Here is a 14,972-nt window from a genome sequence, read left to right on the forward strand (position 1 = left end):
GTGCCGGTCACCGGTCGATCCCTTCCGTCGAGGCCAGGATCTCGGCCAGGTGCATCACCCGGATCCCGGAGCGCTGCCGGGACAGCAGCCCGCCGATGTGCATCAGGCACGAGGAGTCCCCGGCGCAGAGCACCTCCGCATCGGTCTCGCGGACGTGGCGCGCCTTGTCCGCACCCATCGCCACCGACACGTCCGGGTTCTTCAGCGCGAAGGTGCCGCCGAACCCGCAGCACTGCTCGGCGGCGGGGAGCTCGGCGAGCTCCAGCGACCGGACCGCGCGCAGCAGCCGCAGCGGCTTGTCACCGACCCGCAGCAGCCGGGCGGAGTGGCAGGTGGGGTGGTAGGTCACCCGGTGCGGGAAGTACGCCCCGACGTCGGTCACGCCGAGCACGTCGACGAGGAACTCCGACAGCTCGTGGACCTGCGGAGCGATGCGTGCGACGGCGCGGCTGAGCCGCTTGTCGCCCTCGGCGACCATCGCGTGCTGGTGGCGAACGGACGCCACGCACGACCCGGACGGGGCGACCACGACGTCGTAGTCGGCGAAGGCGTCCACGAAGGTCCGCACGGAGGAGACCGCCTGCTTGCGGTAGCCGGTGTTGGTGTGCATCTGCCCGCAGCAGGTCTGCGCGGCCGGGAACTCGACCTCGCAGCCGAGCCGCTCCAGGACCTCCACCGTGGCTTTGGGTGCCGCCGGGAACACCGCGTCCCCGAGGCAGGTAGCGAACAACGCCACCCTCATACCTATCACTCCACTCGATTCGCGTCCGTTCACCGTGGAAGCATCCACGACAAGACGTCGGACTGCAGGAAGACGAGGGCGCAGGTGGCGGTGTCGCACAACCTCGCAGGTTCGTGGTCGGCAGGCTCCCCGGTCGAGATCGGGTCAGCGCGAAACCGCGCGGGACTGCGGGGCGACCGCGAGGTCGGCGCTGATCCGGGCCGCCGTCGCCTGCAGCGGCGGCAGGAGGTTCTCGCGGGCTTCTTCCGGGCTGGTGCGGGAGGCGTGCGAGGAGATGTTCACCGCCGCCACCACCTTGTTCGCCCGGTCCCGGATCGGCGCCGCGATCGAGCGCAGGCCCGCTTCGAGCTCCTGGTCCACCAGCGCCCAGCCCTGCTCGCGGATGCGGGCCAGCTCCTCCTCGAACGCCGCCGGGGTCGTGATCGTGTGCGGGCCCAGCGGCTCGAGGTCCACTTCGGACAGGTAGGCGTCCAGGTCGGCGGGCTCGAGGTCGGCGAGCAGCACCCGGCCCATCGAGGTCGCGTAGGCGGGGAACCGGGTGCCGATGTTGATCGACACCGTCATGATCCGCGAGGTGGGGACGCGGGCGACGTAGACGATGTCCGGGCCGTCCAGCACCGACACCGACGCCGACTCGTGCACCTCGGCCACCAGCCGCTCCAGGTGCGGCTGGGCGATCTCCGGCAGCGACACGCTGGACAGGTAGGCGAAGCCCAGCTCCAGCACGCGCGGGGTGAGCGCGAAGACCCGGCCGTCGGTCCACACGTAACCGAGGTGCACCAGGGTGTGCAGGAACCGGCGGGCCGCCGCGCGCGACAGGTCGGTCGCGCGGGCGACCTCCGACAGCGTCATCTCCGGGCTGGACTCGTTGAACGCGCGGATCACCAGGAGCCCGCGCGCCAGCGACTGGACGTAACCGCCGCTCGTGTCGGACACGGGTTCCATGGCGTTTCTCCTGCTTCAGTCGGACTGCTCGTCGCCGAGGATCGTATTGGCGATCGCGAAGGCGCTGTTCGCGCGGGGCACCCCGGCGTAGATCGCGACGTGCATGAGCACCTCGCGGATGTGCTCCGGCGGGACGCCGTTGCGGCGGGCGGCCTTCACGTGCATCGCGAACTCGTCCTCGCAGCCCACCGCCGCCAGGATCGCCAGCGTCAGCATGCTGCGGGTCTTCCGGTCGACGCCGTCGCCGCTCCACAGCTCGCCCCACGCGTAGCGGGTGATGAAGTCCTGGAAGCCCTCGGTGAACGGGGTGATCTTGGTGTTCGCGCGGTCCACGTGCTCGTCGCCGAGGACCTGCCGGCGCACCTGCATCCCCTGGTCGCGCCGGGTTTCGTCGTCGAGGCGGTCGGGCATCACAGGCTCCTCGTGAAGTGGTCCAGCAGCAGCCGGTTGACGGCCTCGGGCTGTTCGGCGTTGCCGAGGTGCGCCGCCGGGGAAAGCACCTCCAGACGGGCGCCCGCGACGGCCGCGGCGATCTGCTCCGCGTGGGCCGGGGGAGTGGCCGCGTCCTCGGCGCCCGCGATCACCAGCGTCGGAGCGGTGATCTCGCCCAGCTTCGGCAGCAGGTCCATGCCGGCGATCGCCTCGCAGCAGCCCGCGTAGCCCTCGTCGTCGGCCGCGGCGAGCATGCCGCCGAACTTCTCGACGATGTCCGCCCGCTCGGCCAGGGCCGGGGTGAACCACCTCGGCAGCGACGGCTCGACCATCGCCTGCGTGCCCTTCTCCCGCACCAGCGCCGCACGGTCCCGCCACATCGACGCGGGGCCCAGGTCGGCGGAGGTGCAGATCAGCGCGAGCCGGTCGATGCGCTCCGGCGCGTGCTCGGCCAGCCACATGCCGGTCATGCCGCCCAGCGAAACCCCGGCGAAGTGGGCCCGGCGGATGCCGAGGGTGTCCAGCAGCGCGAGCACGTCGCCGCCGAGCTGCTTGAGCGTGTACGGCCCGGGCTTGCCTGCGGTGCCGCCGTGGCCGCGCTGGTCGTAGCGCAGCACCTGGAATTCCTGCGCCAGCGCGGGAACCTGCTCGTCCCACAGCGTCAGGTCGGTGCCCAGCGAGTTGGACAGCACGACGACCGGCGCGCCGTCGGGTCCGGTCAGCTCGTAGTTCACGTTCACGGGTTCTCCAATTCGGCGTGTGCGGCCAGGGCGCGGTCGATGAAGGCGGGGGCGGAGCCGAGGTAGTCGGCCGGTTCGGTGGCGGCGACGACCTCGGCGTCCGAAAGCACCGCCCGCACCTGCGGATCGGCCAGCAGTTCCGCGCGCAGCGTCGTGCCCTCCTGCACCGCGCGGCGGCACAGCCGGGCGACGAGGTCCTGCGCCTCGGTGCGGCCGAGGCCGGCCATCAGCACCCCGGCCGCGCTTTCGGCCATCACCAGGCCACCGGTGAGGGCGAGGTTGGCGGCCATCTTCTCGGGGTGCACGCGCAGTTCCGCCAGCAGCCGCCGGGCCTGCGCGGCCGCCGCGGCGACCAGGCGCAGCAGTTCGGTCAGCGGCTCCCACTCGGACTGCCACGCCCCGGCGGCGCGCTCGTACTCCTGCGGCATCGCCGACAGCAGGGTCGCCACCAGGCCGGGCACCCGCCGGGTCGCGGCGGTGATCAGCACCGCCGACACCGGATTCTGCTTGTGCGGCATGGCGGAGGACCCGCCCGCCTTGCCCTCGGCGAGCTCGCCGACCTCGGTCTGCGCGTGCAGCTCGACATCCAGGGCGATCTTGCCGAGCACCCCGGCCGCGGTGCCCAGCGCCCCCGCCAGTTCGGCGACGCGGGTCCGGTCGGTGTGCCAGGGCACGACGGGTTCGGCCAACCGGAGTTCGGCGGCGAGCAGCCCGACGACCCGGACGCCGTCGGCGCCGAGCGAGGCGAGCGTGCCGGCGGCGCCGCCGAGCTGGACGGCCAGCCGTTCGTCCCGGATGCGGCTGAGCGCGGCGATGGCTTCGCCGAGCGCGGTGAGCCAGCCGGCGCAGCGGCAGCCGAACGTCGTCGGCAAGGCCTGCTGCAACAGCGAGCGGCCGATCATCATGGTGTGCCGGTGCCGTTCGGCGAGCCTCGCGCATTCACCCGCCGCGGCGCGCAGATCCGCGATGATCAGGTCCAGGACGTCCCGCGCCACCAGTATGGCGGCGGTGTCGATCACGTCCTGGCTGGTCGCACCGCGGTGCACGTGGGGCTTCGCCTCGGCGCCCACCAGCGCGGTCAGGTCCCGCACCAGCGCGATCACCGGCGTCGCCGACGACACCGCGCGCTCGGCGATCGAGCCGACGTCGAACAGCTCGGCCCGGCAGTGCCGGGCGATCTCCTCGGCGGCCGGGACCGGGATGACCCCGGCCTCGGCCTGCGCCGAAGCCAACGCCGCCTCGAAGCGCAGCATCGCCTGCAACCAGGCGGAACCGCTGGTCCGCTCGGCCGCCGCCGGCGTGCCGAACATCGGCCCGAACAGGTCGTCAGACCGCGAAGAAGACTGTTTCGCCATCGCCCTGGATCCGGATGTCGAAGCGGTAGCCGCGGTCATCGGCCGCCGCGACCAGTGTGCCGCGGCGCGCCGGGTCCACTGTAGACAGCACCGGGTCGGCCGCGTTGGCCTGCTCCTCGTCCGGGAAGTAGACGCGGGTGACCACCCGGTTGAGCATGCCGCGGGCCAGCACGGTGACGTCGAGGTGCGGCGCCTCGGTCCCGCCGTCCGGCGTGGGCAGCGGGCCCGGCTTCACGGTGCGGAACCAGAACCCGCCGTCGGCGTCGGTCGGGCACCGGCCGAAGCCCTGCCACGACGAGGACTCCGGGCGCGGGTCGTCGGGGTGGTCGAACCGGCCGCGCTCGTCGGCCTGCCAGATCTCGACCACGCCGTCCGGGATGGGATCGCCGTTGCCGTCGGTGAGCCGCCCGTGCAGCACGAACGCGCCCGGGTGCTCGGCGGCGACGACCTCCTGCCCGCCGTCCCAGAGGATGCCGCCGCGCAGGGCGTAGAACGGGCCGATCGTCTGCGACGGCGTGGTGGCCGGAGGCTTGGGGGCAGCCATCAGTCGTCGTCCTCCTCTTCCTCGTCCTCGAACACCGAGCCTTCCGGGCCGCGCAGCACGATGTCGAACTTGTAGCTCAGCGCCCACTCCGGCACGGTCGTGTCGAGGTCGAAGCGGGAGATCATCCGCTCCCGGGCCTGCTCATCGCGCACCGAGTTGAAGATCGGGTCCTGGTGGAACAGCGGATCGCCGGGGAAGTACATCTGGGTGATCAGCCGCTGGGTGAACGCCTGCCCGAACAGCGAGAAGTGGATGTGCGCCGGGCGCCACGCGTTGTCGTGGTTGCGCCACGGGTAGGCGCCGGGCTTGATGGTGATGAACTCGTAGTTGCCGTCGGCGTCGGTCATGCACCGGCCGGTGCCGGAGAAGTTCGGGTCCAGCGGCGCCGGGTGCCGGTCGCCCTGGTGCCGGTAGCGGCCCGCGGAGTTGGCCTGCCAGATCTCCACCAGCGTGTTCGGCACGGGCTTGCCGCCGGAGTCCAGCACGCGGCCGCCGACGATGATGCGTTCGCCCAGCGGCTCGCCGTCGTGCTGCACGGTCAGGTCGTGGTCGCGCTCGCCGCAGCGGTCCTGCCCGAGCAGCGGCCCGGTGATCTCGGTGAGGTACTGGGGCAGGTACTGCAGCGGCTGCTTCGGGTAGCGCAGCGCGGACGAGCGGTACTCGGGGGTGTTCAGCGCCGGATGGGACTGGTCGTCCCTGCCGTACTCCGGCAGGATCAGCCCGGCCGGCGACCGGGTCTCGTGTGTGGTCATCGCAGCTCCTCTTGCGTCCAAGCTGTCAGGCGGGCAGGACGACTGCCAGTCCCGGGCCGTGCACGTCGGTCATTTCGCGCCGCCGATCGTCGCCTTGAGTTCCCGCAGCACCGTCAGCTCGGTCTCGGTCGGCGCCTGCAGCACGGTCGGCTCGTCGACGACCTTCAGCTGCCAGCCCACCGCTTCCCGGGCCTGCTCGACCGTCGCGCCGGGGCTGAGCTGGGTGAGGGTGAGCTCGCAGGTCTCCGGGTCCGGCTCCAGCACGCCCAGGTCGGTGATCACCTTGACCGGGCCGCGGCCGCGCAGGCCGAGCTCCTCCCGGTCGCCCTTGCCGGTGCCGTAGCCGACGGAGGTGACGAAGTCGAGCTTCTCCACGAAGCTGCGCGGGCTCATCCGCATCACGATGAGCACCTCGCGGCAGGACGCGGCGATCTCGGGCGCGCCACCGGCGCCGGGCAGCCGGACCTTCGGGTTGGCGTAGTCACCGCCGATCACGGTGGTGTTGATGTTGCCGAAGCGGTCCACCTGCGCGCCGCCGAGGAAGCCGATGTCGATGCGGCCGGGCTGCAGCCAGTAGTTGAAGATCTCCGGCACGCCGATCACGGAGTCGGCGGTGTCGGCCAGCACGCCGTCGCCGATGGACAGCGGCAGCCGGTCGGGCTTGGCGCCGAGCGTGCCCGACTCGTAGATCAGCACCAGGTTCGGGGCGTGCGTGCGGCGCGCCAGGTTCGCGGCGGCGCTGGGGAGGCCGATGCCGACGAAGCACGCCGCGCCGTCGCGCAGGGAGCGTGCGGCGCCGACGGTCATCATCTCGTCGGAGGTGAATTCGGCGGAGCTCATCGGGCACTCCTCTCGGTGCTGAGGACCTCGGTCTCCAGCCAGTTCTCGAACTTCTCGCGGTCCCGTCCGATCGGGTCCCACTGCTGGTAGTAGGCGTTGTCGCGCTCGTAGTAGCCCTGCGCGTAGGACGGGGCGGCGCCGCCGGGCACCTCCGCGACGGCGGTGACCACCCACTGCGGCAGCACCACGGCGCCGGGGCGCGGGGTCAGCTCGTCGACGATCTCCTCGACGGTGACCAGGGAGCGCTTCGAGGCCAGCACGGTCTCCTTCTGCACCCCGGTGATGCCCCACATCTGCACGTTGCCGGCCCGGTCGGCCTGCTGCGCGTGGATGATGCCGACGTCCGGGTTGATCGCCGGGACGGCGGCCAGCCGCTCGCCGGTGAAGGGGCACTCGATCATCTTGATGGTGTCGGTCTGCGCCGGCAGGTCGGTGCCCGCGTAGCCGCGCAGCACGGCGAAGGGCAGCCCGGAGGCGCCGGCGGCGTAGCGGTTGGCCATGCCGGCGTGGCTGTGCTCCTCGATCTCCAGCGGCACCGGCCAGGAGTTCTGGATGGCGTCGCGGAAGCGGTGCAGCGAGCCGACGCCGGGGTTGCCGCCCCAGGAGAAGATCAGCTTCCGCGCGCAGCCGGCCCCGATCAGCTGGTCGTAGACGATGTCGGGCGTCATCCGGACCAGCGTCAGGTCCTTGCGGCGCTGCCGGATGATCTCGTGCCCGGCCGCGACCGGGATCAGGTGGGTGAAGCCCTCCAGGGCCACCGTGTCGCCGTCGTGGACCAGCTCCGCGATGGCCTCGTCGAGCTGCAGGATGCGAGCCACCCCGATCACTCCTCGATGTGCGCATAGTGAACATCTGTGCTTTCTGCGAACACTACGGCAGCGCGCCGAACCAGGTCAAGGGAAGGGCATGCGGTTTCGCCAGGTCCGGGGCCGTTCACGGGCATGCGGGGACCCGGCATCGACGAGGGATCAGCCGACCGGTCGTCCCGGGGCTGCGCGTGCCGCCAGGGCGGCCTGAGGCGCGGTCACGTCAGAGGTAGCCGGTCTCCGGCAGTTCGTCGGCGGGCAGGGCGAAGACGCCGACCGCTGCCTCGGCGGCGGCGGTGGCCTGGAGGTAGCCGGTCTCGCCCCAGGAGAGGAGGTCGCCGGCCTTGCCCGGGTGGACCAGCAGCCGCCGGTAGGTCCGGCCGCTGTCGGGGTCCGGTTCCGGCGGGTGCACGGTGGTGATCAGCGCGGCCATCCGCACCTGGGCGTACGGCGAGATGCCGTCGTCCACGCACTGGTACCCCAGGTAGTGCGGCTCGCCGATGCCGACGGTGACCTCTTCCATGGTCTCCCGCCGCAGGATGTCGACGTACTCGACCTCGCCGGGCTCCGGACGGCCGCCGGGCAGCGAGTGCTTACTGCCGTCGAGGCGGATGAGCAACCGGCCGTCCGGGACGAAGAGGAACCCGTACACCTGCCGCACCGGCAGGCCCTCGGGCACGGCGCTGGTGTGCCAGGTGAACTTGGGCATCGCTGCGGGTCCCTTCCACGAAGCCGGAAAAGGATCAGCCTAACCGAGGAGGACGCCGAATCCCCCGATCGCCGCGCCGCTGTCGATTGCAATGCCGCGCCGGGCTCCTTGCTCGAGGAACGCGACGGTCCGCAGTCCCCTCCGCAGCCATGTTGCCCAGACGTCGCCGCCGGTTTACGGCCGGTCCCCGCTGAACCGGATCAGAGCCGCGAAATCCCTTTCCTGGCAGGAAGGGCGTAAACCGCAACGTTCTGATCGGCAACCGATGGGGCGTAACCACCAGGGCGAACGGCAAGAAGGGACACGGCAGTGTCGAGAAGAGACAGCAAGCTCGCGCCGGATCTCTCCCGGCGAGGTTTTCTCCGCTTCGCCGGAACCGGTGCCGCATTGGCCGGCCTTTCCGGGGTGGCACTGGCATCCCCGGTCGGCGCCGCGCCGGCCGCTCCGCTGGCGGCGGCATTACCACCGCCGTCGGGCGGCAACTACTGGCGCGAGGTCGAGCGCCTGTTCATGCTCGACAAGAAGGTCCTGTTCATGAACGTGGGCACCGTCGGCTCGCCGCCCATCGAGGTCGTCGACACCGTCGACCGGGTGCACCGGGAGGTCGCGATCGGCGCGTTGTCGGCGTACAGCGACTTCGCCGACGTGCGCGCCGTCGCCGCGCGCGGGTACGGCTGCGATCCCGATGAGCTGGTGATCTCGCACAACACCAGCGACGGGATGTCCAAGATCATCGCAGGGCTGGGCCTTCGGGCGGGAGACGAGATCCTGACCACCAACCACGAGCATCCCGGCGGGAACGTGCCGATGGCAATCGCCCGCGACCGGCACGGCGTGGTGCTCAAGCGCGTTGAACTCCCCGTCGGCAACGATCAGCGAGCCGAGGACTACGTGGCGCTGTTCGGAAAGGCCATCACCGCCAAGACGAAAGTGCTGCTCTTCTCCGCGCCGACCTACAAGACCGGCACCATGCTGCCGATCCCGATGCTCGCCAAGCTCGCGCAGTTGCACGGGTTGGCGACCGTTGTGGACGGCGCGCACATCCCGGGGATGATGGCGTACGACTTCCACGAACTCGGCGTGGACTTCCTCGCCGGATCGGCGGCGAAGTGGCAGTGCGGGCCGGGCGGCACCGGCGTGCTGTACATCCGCAACAAGGTGCTGCCGCAGTACAACCCGAACCCGTTGCCCGAGTTCTGGCCGGTGGTTTCCAGCAGCTACCCCGAGGCCGGGGGACTGCCGCCGCGGTCGAGCGGGCCGGTGGAGAGCTACGACATCGCCGAGTACCTGCAGTCGATCGGCAACGGCAGCATGGCGATCATGGCCGGGGTGCGCAACGCGTGCGAGGTGTGGGACCGCATCGGCCGGCAGCGCATCCAGGACTACGTGCTCGGGCTTTCCGGTTATCTCAAGGAACTCGTCGCCGAGCGGTGGGGCGCGCAGGCGCTGTACTCGCCGAAGGACGATCCCCGCCTGGCGTGCGCGCTCACCTGCTTCAACCCCTTCCGGAACTCGCAGGACGTGTACGACAAGGACAAGTCCGCAGCGTTCGTGGCCCGGCTGAAGGAGCAGTACGGAATCGTCATCCGCAACACCGACTTCCCGGTGATCGGCATGACGCGCCACCCGTACCCGGTGCGGATCTCCACGCACCTCTTCCACCAGAACGACGACGTCGAACGCGTCGTGGAAGCGATGTGGGAGCTGTCCGGCGCCATGGCCTGACCCGATCCACCAGGGGCGCGGGGGATCCCCGCGCCCAAACCCCTGCTGTTCCGCCGGAATCAACCGGATGCGAGAAGAGAGGTTCCGATGCAACGTCAACAATCGTCCCCAGCGCGCAACCGGTTCCGCCGGCTCGCCCGCCCGGCCGTGATCGCCGCCATGGCCGGGGTCATCGGCCTCGGGATCGGTTCCCAGACGATGCCCGCAAGCGCGGGCGACGAGAGCGGGAACGCGCACCGGGTGATCACCTCTCCCGATGCGCCCGCGGCGATCGGCCCGTACTCGCAGGGGATCGCCGTCGGCAACCACGTCTACCTGTCCGGGCAACTGCCCCTCGACCCGAAGACGAACCAGATCCCCGAAGGAGCGACGATCCAGGACCAGACCCGGCAGGTCCTCCGGAACCTGGAGGCGGTTCTCGAAGCCGCGGACATGTCTCTTGGCGACGTCGTCAGCACCACGGTCTACCTGACCGACCTCGATGATTTCGCCGCTTTCAACGCCACCTACGCCGAGTTCTTCCCGCAGCGGCCGCCGGCCCGCGCGACCGTCGAGGTGGCGCAGCTGTCCCGCGGTGCGAAGTTGGAGATCTCCGCCATCGCGGTTCGCTGACCGGGCTGCCGCGCCCGATGTGGGAGGGACACCGCGAGGTCGTCCCTCCCACATCGGACTGTCAGGGCACGATGACGACGTCGTGCAGATCCCGGGTCGAAAGGCCCGGCGGCCCTGGGGCGTACGGAGCCGGGGGCGGGCTGTCGTGAACGTGCAGCGCCCAGAGCCCGACGACATCGGCGGCCGCCACCAGGACCGCGGCGACCGCCAGTGTGATCAGGCGCCGGCGGCGGTCGCGCCGCTGCCACTCGCGCTTCGCCTTCACGTAGGCGTTCGGGGACGAGGTGGCCTGGGCCGCGAGTGCCTCGAGCGAGTCCCGCACGCGGGCCTCGGCGTCCTCCAGCATCACCGCCTCCCACCCTCGATCCGCATGGCCAGCGCCGACATGCCGCGGAAGATGTGCGACTTGACGGCGCCGACGCTGATCCCCATCGACTCGGCGATGTCGGACTCCTTCAAGCCCATCCAGTACCGCAGCACCAGAGCCTCCCGCTGCCGCCCGGAGAGGGTCTGGAGCGCGGCGATGACCTGGCGCTGGTCCTCGCGGAGGAGCACCGACGACTCGGCGGATTCCATCGTCCGCTCGCCGAAGCCGTCGGCTTCGAACTGGGCATGCCGGCGGCGCACCTGCAGGTGCCGGATCCGCATCCGGGCCAGATTGCAGACGGTCGAGCGCAGGTACGCTGGCGCGGACTCGGGTGAGTGCAGCCGCCGCCACCGGCGGTGCAGTTCGCAGAACGCCTCGGACACCAGGTCCTCGGCGTCGTGCTCGGCTCCGAGCAGCAGGGCCAGCCGGAGCAGCTGGATGTGGTGGGAATCGAAGAGCGCGGCCATCGCGGCCTCGCGCTCGAGGTCGTTCAGACCGGTGTTGCGCGCTTCGGGTACGCCGGGGTCACGCGCGGGCGGCGCGACCGCCGGCTCGGGGACGGAGTCGGGCAGGTCGGCGGAAACGCTCTTGCGGGCGGTCACATCAGCGCCCTTCTCTGCTCGGGCACCTTGGCGAGCAACCGGGTCGCCGCCTGAACGGCGCCGATGACCGCGAGATTGGCCGCGAGAGCAAGCAAACCGGCGAACAACGTCAGGTGCAGGTCTCCGAAGTGGACGGTGACCGTCGGTGCGAAATGACCCCAGGTCACCATCGCCGTTCCGCCGAGCATGCCCGTGAGCCACCCGGCGAGCAGCGCCGTGCGGCCAGGTGCGGCCGGTAGCAGGCCGAGCAGCAGCGCGGGCAACGTCTGGAGCACCCAGACGGCGCCGAGGAGGTGCAGCTGTATCGCGTTGGTGTTGTGGAATCCTAGGGCGAACGCGAGCGCGCCCACCTTGACCAGCAACGACATCGACCGGGCAACGCAGGCCTCCTGCTCGCTCGTGGCGGCCGGGTTGAGGTACTCGGCGTAGACGTTGCGGGCGAAGAGCGTTGCCGCGCCGATCGACATCACCGCGGCGGGGACGAGTGCGGCGACGACGAGGGATCCGAGGAGACCGCCCGCGAGCCACGGTGGCGCCACCTGCTGGATGAGCAATGCGACAGCCTGGTCGGCGCGGCCCGGTGGAGGGGCGACGCCGATGGCGATGGCCGCCGCTCCCATCACCGCGAAGACCCCGAGCACCAAGGTCCAGCCCAGCAAGGCCGGAATGGTCTGTGCCACAACGCGTTTGGTCCGCCCGGAGAAGGCCGCCATGAGCACGTGCGGGAAGGCGAACAGGGCAAGCGCCGACCCGAGTGCGAGGCTCCCGTAGGCCATCGCGTTCTCCGGGTTCAGGGTCGCTTCGAGGCCACGGGACCGCAGCGCCGACTCCGCGGCCGGCCACAGGTCGGCCCAGTCGGTGCGGCCCGACACGAGCAGGACCAGCACGATCGCGGATCCGACGACGAGGGCGGCTTTGAGGACGGCCACGGCGCTCGGCGCGCTGATCCCGTGGCGGTACGTCGAGGCGGCGAGCACCGCGAACACGACGGTCAGGGCGAGATCGCCGACGAGGCCACCCGGATCGATGCCGACGACCGCGAGAACCGCCTGGATCCCGATCAGCTGCAAGGCGATGTACGGCATCGTCGCGAGGATCCCGGTCAGAGCCACCGCAAGCGCCAGGCCGGGGGAGCGGTAGGTACCGCGGATGAAATCCACGGCGCTGACGTAGCCGTGCCGGCGAGCGGTTTCCGCCAGCCGCGGCAGCACGACGAGCACGAGCGGGTACACGATCGTCGTGTACACCAACGCATAGAGGCCTATACCCCCCGAGCTGAAGACCACCCCGGGCACGGCGAGGAACGTGTAAGCCGTGTAGATCGTCCCGCCGAGAACGCACCACAGCATCAGCGGCCCGTGCGAGCGTCCCGCGAGCGCCCACTGCTCCAGATCTGTCCCCGTGGCGGTCGAAGCTGGCGGGCCGGTGCGGGGGCGCAGCATGGCCAAGGTCGAGGCGGCTGTCACGACGCCGACGGCGACGACCGTGGTGGTTCCGTTCATCTGGCCTCCTTGATCGACAGTGGTCGCAGGCGATCTGGCCGGTAAACCGAATCGGCGCACTGCGCAACTGAAGGGCGAGCAACCAAAGAGCGCGGAACGAAGCAGGCGACAGTCCACCACAGCGATCACCGGCATGGAAGGGGTCTGGGCAACCACCCGAGGTGGGTGTGATGGCGCCACCAGTGGGCCGATTCCGCTTGTGCGCCAATCGACGAGATCGTCCGGAAGCGAATTCCCAGGACTGGAGGTCAATGTGGACCAGACCACTAGGACCGGCGCGCCGCCGGCGAACCGCAAACTTCTCGTGCTGGCCGGAGTTCTTCTGTTGCTCCCGTTGGTGGGGCTGCTCTGGGTCGGCAGTTACGCGCGGAAGGAACCGGCGATCGGCGGGTTCCCGTTCTTCATCTGGTACCAGTTCCTGTGGGTCTTCCTCTGCTCGGCGATGACGTACGCGGCGCACCGCCTCGTGCTGAAGGCGCGCCCGCACCGTCCGATCTCTGAGGACGGTGCCGGGGCCGGCGAGGGGGAGGTGGAGCGTTGAACCCGGGTCTGAACGGGATCGCACTCGCGGTGCTGGTCCTGTTGTTCGCAGTGGTGGCGGTGCTGGGTTTCTGGGCGTCGCGGTGGCGGCGTCCGGCGAGCATGGACAGTCTCGACGAGTGGGGGCTGGGCGGGCGGTCTTTCGGCACCTGGGTGACGTGGTTTCTGCTGGGCGGCGACCTCTACACGGCGTACACGTTCATCGCGGTGCCGGCGGCGATGTACGGCGCGGGTGCGGTGAGCGGCTTCTTCGCCGTGCCTTACACGATCGTGCTGTACCCGATCATCTTCGTCTTCATGGCACGGCTCTGGTCGGTGAGCCATCGGCACGGCTACGTCACGCCGGCGGACTTCGTCCGCGGCCGGCACGGTTCGCGAGCACTTTCGCTCGCTATCGCCGCGACGGGCTTCATCGCCACGATGCCCTACATCGCGCTGCAACTGGTGGGCATCCAGGCCGTGCTCGAAGTCGTCGGTGTCGGCGGGTCCGGGAACTGGTTGGCCAAGGACGCCCCGCTGTTCGCGGCGTTCCTCATCCTCGCGCTGTACACCTACACGTCGGGTCTGCGGGCCCCGGCGGTGATCGCGTTCGTGAAGGACGTCCTGATCTACGTCGTCATCATCGTCGCGGTGATCTACCTGCCGGCCAGGTTCGGCGGCTGGGAGCACATCTTCGGTTCCGCAGAGGCGAAGATGGCCGCTCCAACTGCGGCGACCGGCAAGCCTGCTGGCGTTTTCATCCCGGGCGCAGCGCAGTTCTGGCCGTACGCGACGCTCGCGCTGGGGTCGGCGATGGCGCTGTTCATGTATCCGCATTCGATCACGGCGACGCTGTCCGCGAACAGCCGCAACACGATCCGGCGCAACGCGGCGATCCTGCCCGCGTACTCCTTCGTCCTTGGCTTGCTCGCGCTGCTCGGCTGGGTGGCCATCGCCGCCGGGACCAAACCGGTCGGGCTCGACGGCAAACCCAACGCCCAACTGGTCATCCCGCAGTTGTTCGAGGACGCCTTCCCGGCCTGGTTCGCGGGTGTCGCGTTCGCGGCGGTGGCCATCGGAGCGCTGGTGCCTGCGGCGATCATGTCGATCGCGGCGGCGAACACGTTCACCCGCAACATCTACCGGGAGTGGTTCCGGCCGAACGTTACCGCCGAGCAGGAGGCGCGCGTGTCCAAGATCGCCTCGCTGCTGGTCAAGGCGTTCGCGTTGGTCTTCGTACTGCTGCTCGACAAGCAGAACGCGATCAACTTCCAGCTCCTGGGCGGGATCTGGATCCTCCAGACCTTCCCGGCCGTCGTGTTCAGCCTCTACACCCGCTGGTTCCACCGGTGGGCGCTGCTCATCGGCTGGGCCGTGGGCATGGCCTACGGCACCATCAAGGCGTACAACGTGTCGACGCCGACCACGCCGCATTTCGGTGGGTCCGTCGCGTCGATCGAAGGCCTCGGCGAGCTGGGCTACATCGCCCTCACCGCCTTCGTCATCAACGCCGTCGTCGCCGTCGTGCTGACCCTCGTGTTCCGTGCGGTCAAGGCGCCCGGCGGGCGGGACGAGACGGTTCCCGCCGACTACTTCGCGGATGCGGGGGACCCGCGCGCCCGGAAATCACCGACAGCGCTACGAGCCCCCGCCGCGGAAGGAGGGGAGCCGACCTCGTTGCGCAACAGCTAGTAGTACTTCGTTAAGTTTGTCTTCGTTTGGGGAGTTTTCTTTGGCATGTGGGGCAAACGCCGGTCCAGCACAGTAAGACGCTTTGGAG

The 14,972-nt window shown here is 70.2% G+C and carries 17 protein-coding genes; 4 read left to right on the plus strand and 13 right to left on the minus strand.

Translation table 11 applies throughout. The features are described from left to right. Positions 1 to 7 precede the first annotated feature (7 nt). From AC07FN_RS07240 to AC07FN_RS07285, 10 genes are all read right to left on the minus strand, one after another. Positions 8 to 742 carry a (Fe-S)-binding protein gene (locus AC07FN_RS07240; RefSeq protein ID WP_478394802.1) on the minus strand — a complete coding sequence of 245 codons (735 nt, stop codon included), beginning with the start codon at positions 740 to 742 and terminating at the stop codon, positions 8 to 10. A gap of 144 nt (positions 743 to 886) precedes the next feature. Continuing rightward, positions 887 to 1,687: an IclR family transcriptional regulator gene (locus AC07FN_RS07245; RefSeq protein ID WP_478394803.1), complete on the minus strand. Its 801-nt coding sequence runs from the start codon at positions 1,685 to 1,687 to the stop codon at positions 887 to 889. A gap of 15 nt (positions 1,688 to 1,702) precedes the next feature. Continuing rightward, a complete protein-coding gene (gene pcaC, locus AC07FN_RS07250) occupies positions 1,703 to 2,098 on the minus strand; it encodes a 4-carboxymuconolactone decarboxylase (RefSeq protein WP_478394804.1) in 396 nt (131 codons plus the stop codon). Further along, complete coding sequence (pcaD, locus tag AC07FN_RS07255; protein WP_478394805.1) at positions 2,098 to 2,859, minus strand: 3-oxoadipate enol-lactonase; 762 nt, start codon at positions 2,857 to 2,859, stop codon at positions 2,098 to 2,100. The genes pcaC and pcaD overlap by 1 nt, the downstream gene beginning before the upstream one ends. Further along, a complete protein-coding gene (gene pcaB, locus AC07FN_RS07260; protein ID WP_478394806.1) occupies positions 2,856 to 4,214 on the minus strand; it encodes a 3-carboxy-cis,cis-muconate cycloisomerase in 1,359 nt (452 codons plus the stop codon). The genes pcaD and pcaB overlap by 4 nt, the downstream gene beginning before the upstream one ends. Next, a complete protein-coding gene (gene pcaG / locus AC07FN_RS07265) occupies positions 4,186 to 4,758 on the minus strand; it encodes a protocatechuate 3,4-dioxygenase subunit alpha (RefSeq protein ID WP_478394807.1) in 573 nt (190 codons plus the stop codon). Before pcaG ends, pcaB begins: the two co-directional genes overlap by 29 nt. Next, positions 4,758 to 5,510: a protocatechuate 3,4-dioxygenase subunit beta gene (gene pcaH / locus AC07FN_RS07270; RefSeq protein ID WP_478394808.1), complete on the minus strand. Its 753-nt coding sequence runs from the start codon at positions 5,508 to 5,510 to the stop codon at positions 4,758 to 4,760. Before pcaH ends, pcaG begins: the two co-directional genes overlap by 1 nt. 69 nt (positions 5,511 to 5,579) lie before the next feature. Next, entirely contained in the window at positions 5,580 to 6,350 is a 771-nt protein-coding gene (locus tag AC07FN_RS07275) for a CoA-transferase subunit beta (RefSeq protein ID WP_478394809.1), read from the minus strand. Further along, entirely contained in the window at positions 6,347 to 7,168 is an 822-nt protein-coding gene (locus AC07FN_RS07280) for a CoA transferase subunit A (RefSeq protein WP_478389996.1), read from the minus strand. The genes AC07FN_RS07275 and AC07FN_RS07280 overlap by 4 nt, the downstream gene beginning before the upstream one ends. Positions 7,169 to 7,379: 211 nt before the next feature. Next, on the minus strand, positions 7,380 to 7,865 hold the full coding sequence (locus AC07FN_RS07285) for an NUDIX domain-containing protein (protein WP_478394810.1): 486 nt from the start codon (positions 7,863 to 7,865) through the stop codon (positions 7,380 to 7,382). 309 nt (positions 7,866 to 8,174) lie between these two features. Here AC07FN_RS07285 and AC07FN_RS07290 point away from each other — a divergent pair, with 309 nt between their 5' ends. Both AC07FN_RS07290 and AC07FN_RS07295 read left to right on the plus strand, forming a co-directional pair. Next, on the plus strand, positions 8,175 to 9,590 hold the full coding sequence (locus AC07FN_RS07290) for an aminotransferase class V-fold PLP-dependent enzyme (RefSeq protein ID WP_478394811.1): 1,416 nt from the start codon (positions 8,175 to 8,177) through the stop codon (positions 9,588 to 9,590). Positions 9,591 to 9,677: 87 nt separating this feature from the next. Continuing rightward, the gene (locus AC07FN_RS07295; protein WP_478394812.1) at positions 9,678 to 10,202 is read left to right on the plus strand and encodes a RidA family protein; all 525 of its coding nucleotides are present in this window, start codon (positions 9,678 to 9,680) and stop codon (positions 10,200 to 10,202) included. A 61-nt stretch (positions 10,203 to 10,263) separates the two neighbouring features. On the opposite strand, the gene AC07FN_RS07300 is transcribed toward AC07FN_RS07295, so the two are convergent. The 3 genes from AC07FN_RS07300 to AC07FN_RS07310 are packed head-to-tail and all read right to left on the minus strand — an operon-like array spanning position 10,264 to position 12,673. Continuing rightward, positions 10,264 to 10,548 (minus strand): hypothetical protein, encoded by a 285-nt coding sequence (locus AC07FN_RS07300; RefSeq protein WP_452614142.1) that lies wholly within the window; start codon positions 10,546 to 10,548, stop codon positions 10,264 to 10,266. After that, positions 10,548 to 11,171 carry an RNA polymerase sigma factor gene (locus AC07FN_RS07305; protein WP_478394813.1) on the minus strand — a complete coding sequence of 208 codons (624 nt, stop codon included), beginning with the start codon at positions 11,169 to 11,171 and terminating at the stop codon, positions 10,548 to 10,550. The genes AC07FN_RS07300 and AC07FN_RS07305 overlap by 1 nt, the downstream gene beginning before the upstream one ends. After that, positions 11,168 to 12,673: a sodium:solute symporter family protein gene (locus tag AC07FN_RS07310; RefSeq protein WP_478394814.1), complete on the minus strand. Its 1,506-nt coding sequence runs from the start codon at positions 12,671 to 12,673 to the stop codon at positions 11,168 to 11,170. The genes AC07FN_RS07305 and AC07FN_RS07310 overlap by 4 nt, the downstream gene beginning before the upstream one ends. 253 nt (positions 12,674 to 12,926) lie before the next feature. Here AC07FN_RS07310 and AC07FN_RS07315 point away from each other — a divergent pair, with 253 nt between their 5' ends. Further along, positions 12,927 to 13,214 carry a DUF3311 domain-containing protein gene (locus AC07FN_RS07315; protein ID WP_478394815.1) on the plus strand — a complete coding sequence of 96 codons (288 nt, stop codon included), beginning with the start codon at positions 12,927 to 12,929 and terminating at the stop codon, positions 13,212 to 13,214. Beyond that, a complete protein-coding gene (mctP, locus tag AC07FN_RS07320; RefSeq protein ID WP_478394816.1) occupies positions 13,211 to 14,884 on the plus strand; it encodes a monocarboxylate uptake permease MctP in 1,674 nt (557 codons plus the stop codon). The genes AC07FN_RS07315 and mctP overlap by 4 nt, the downstream gene beginning before the upstream one ends. Positions 14,885 to 14,972: the final 88 nt, after the last annotated feature.

Source organism: Saccharopolyspora sp. NPDC045941, from assembly GCF_056431445.1.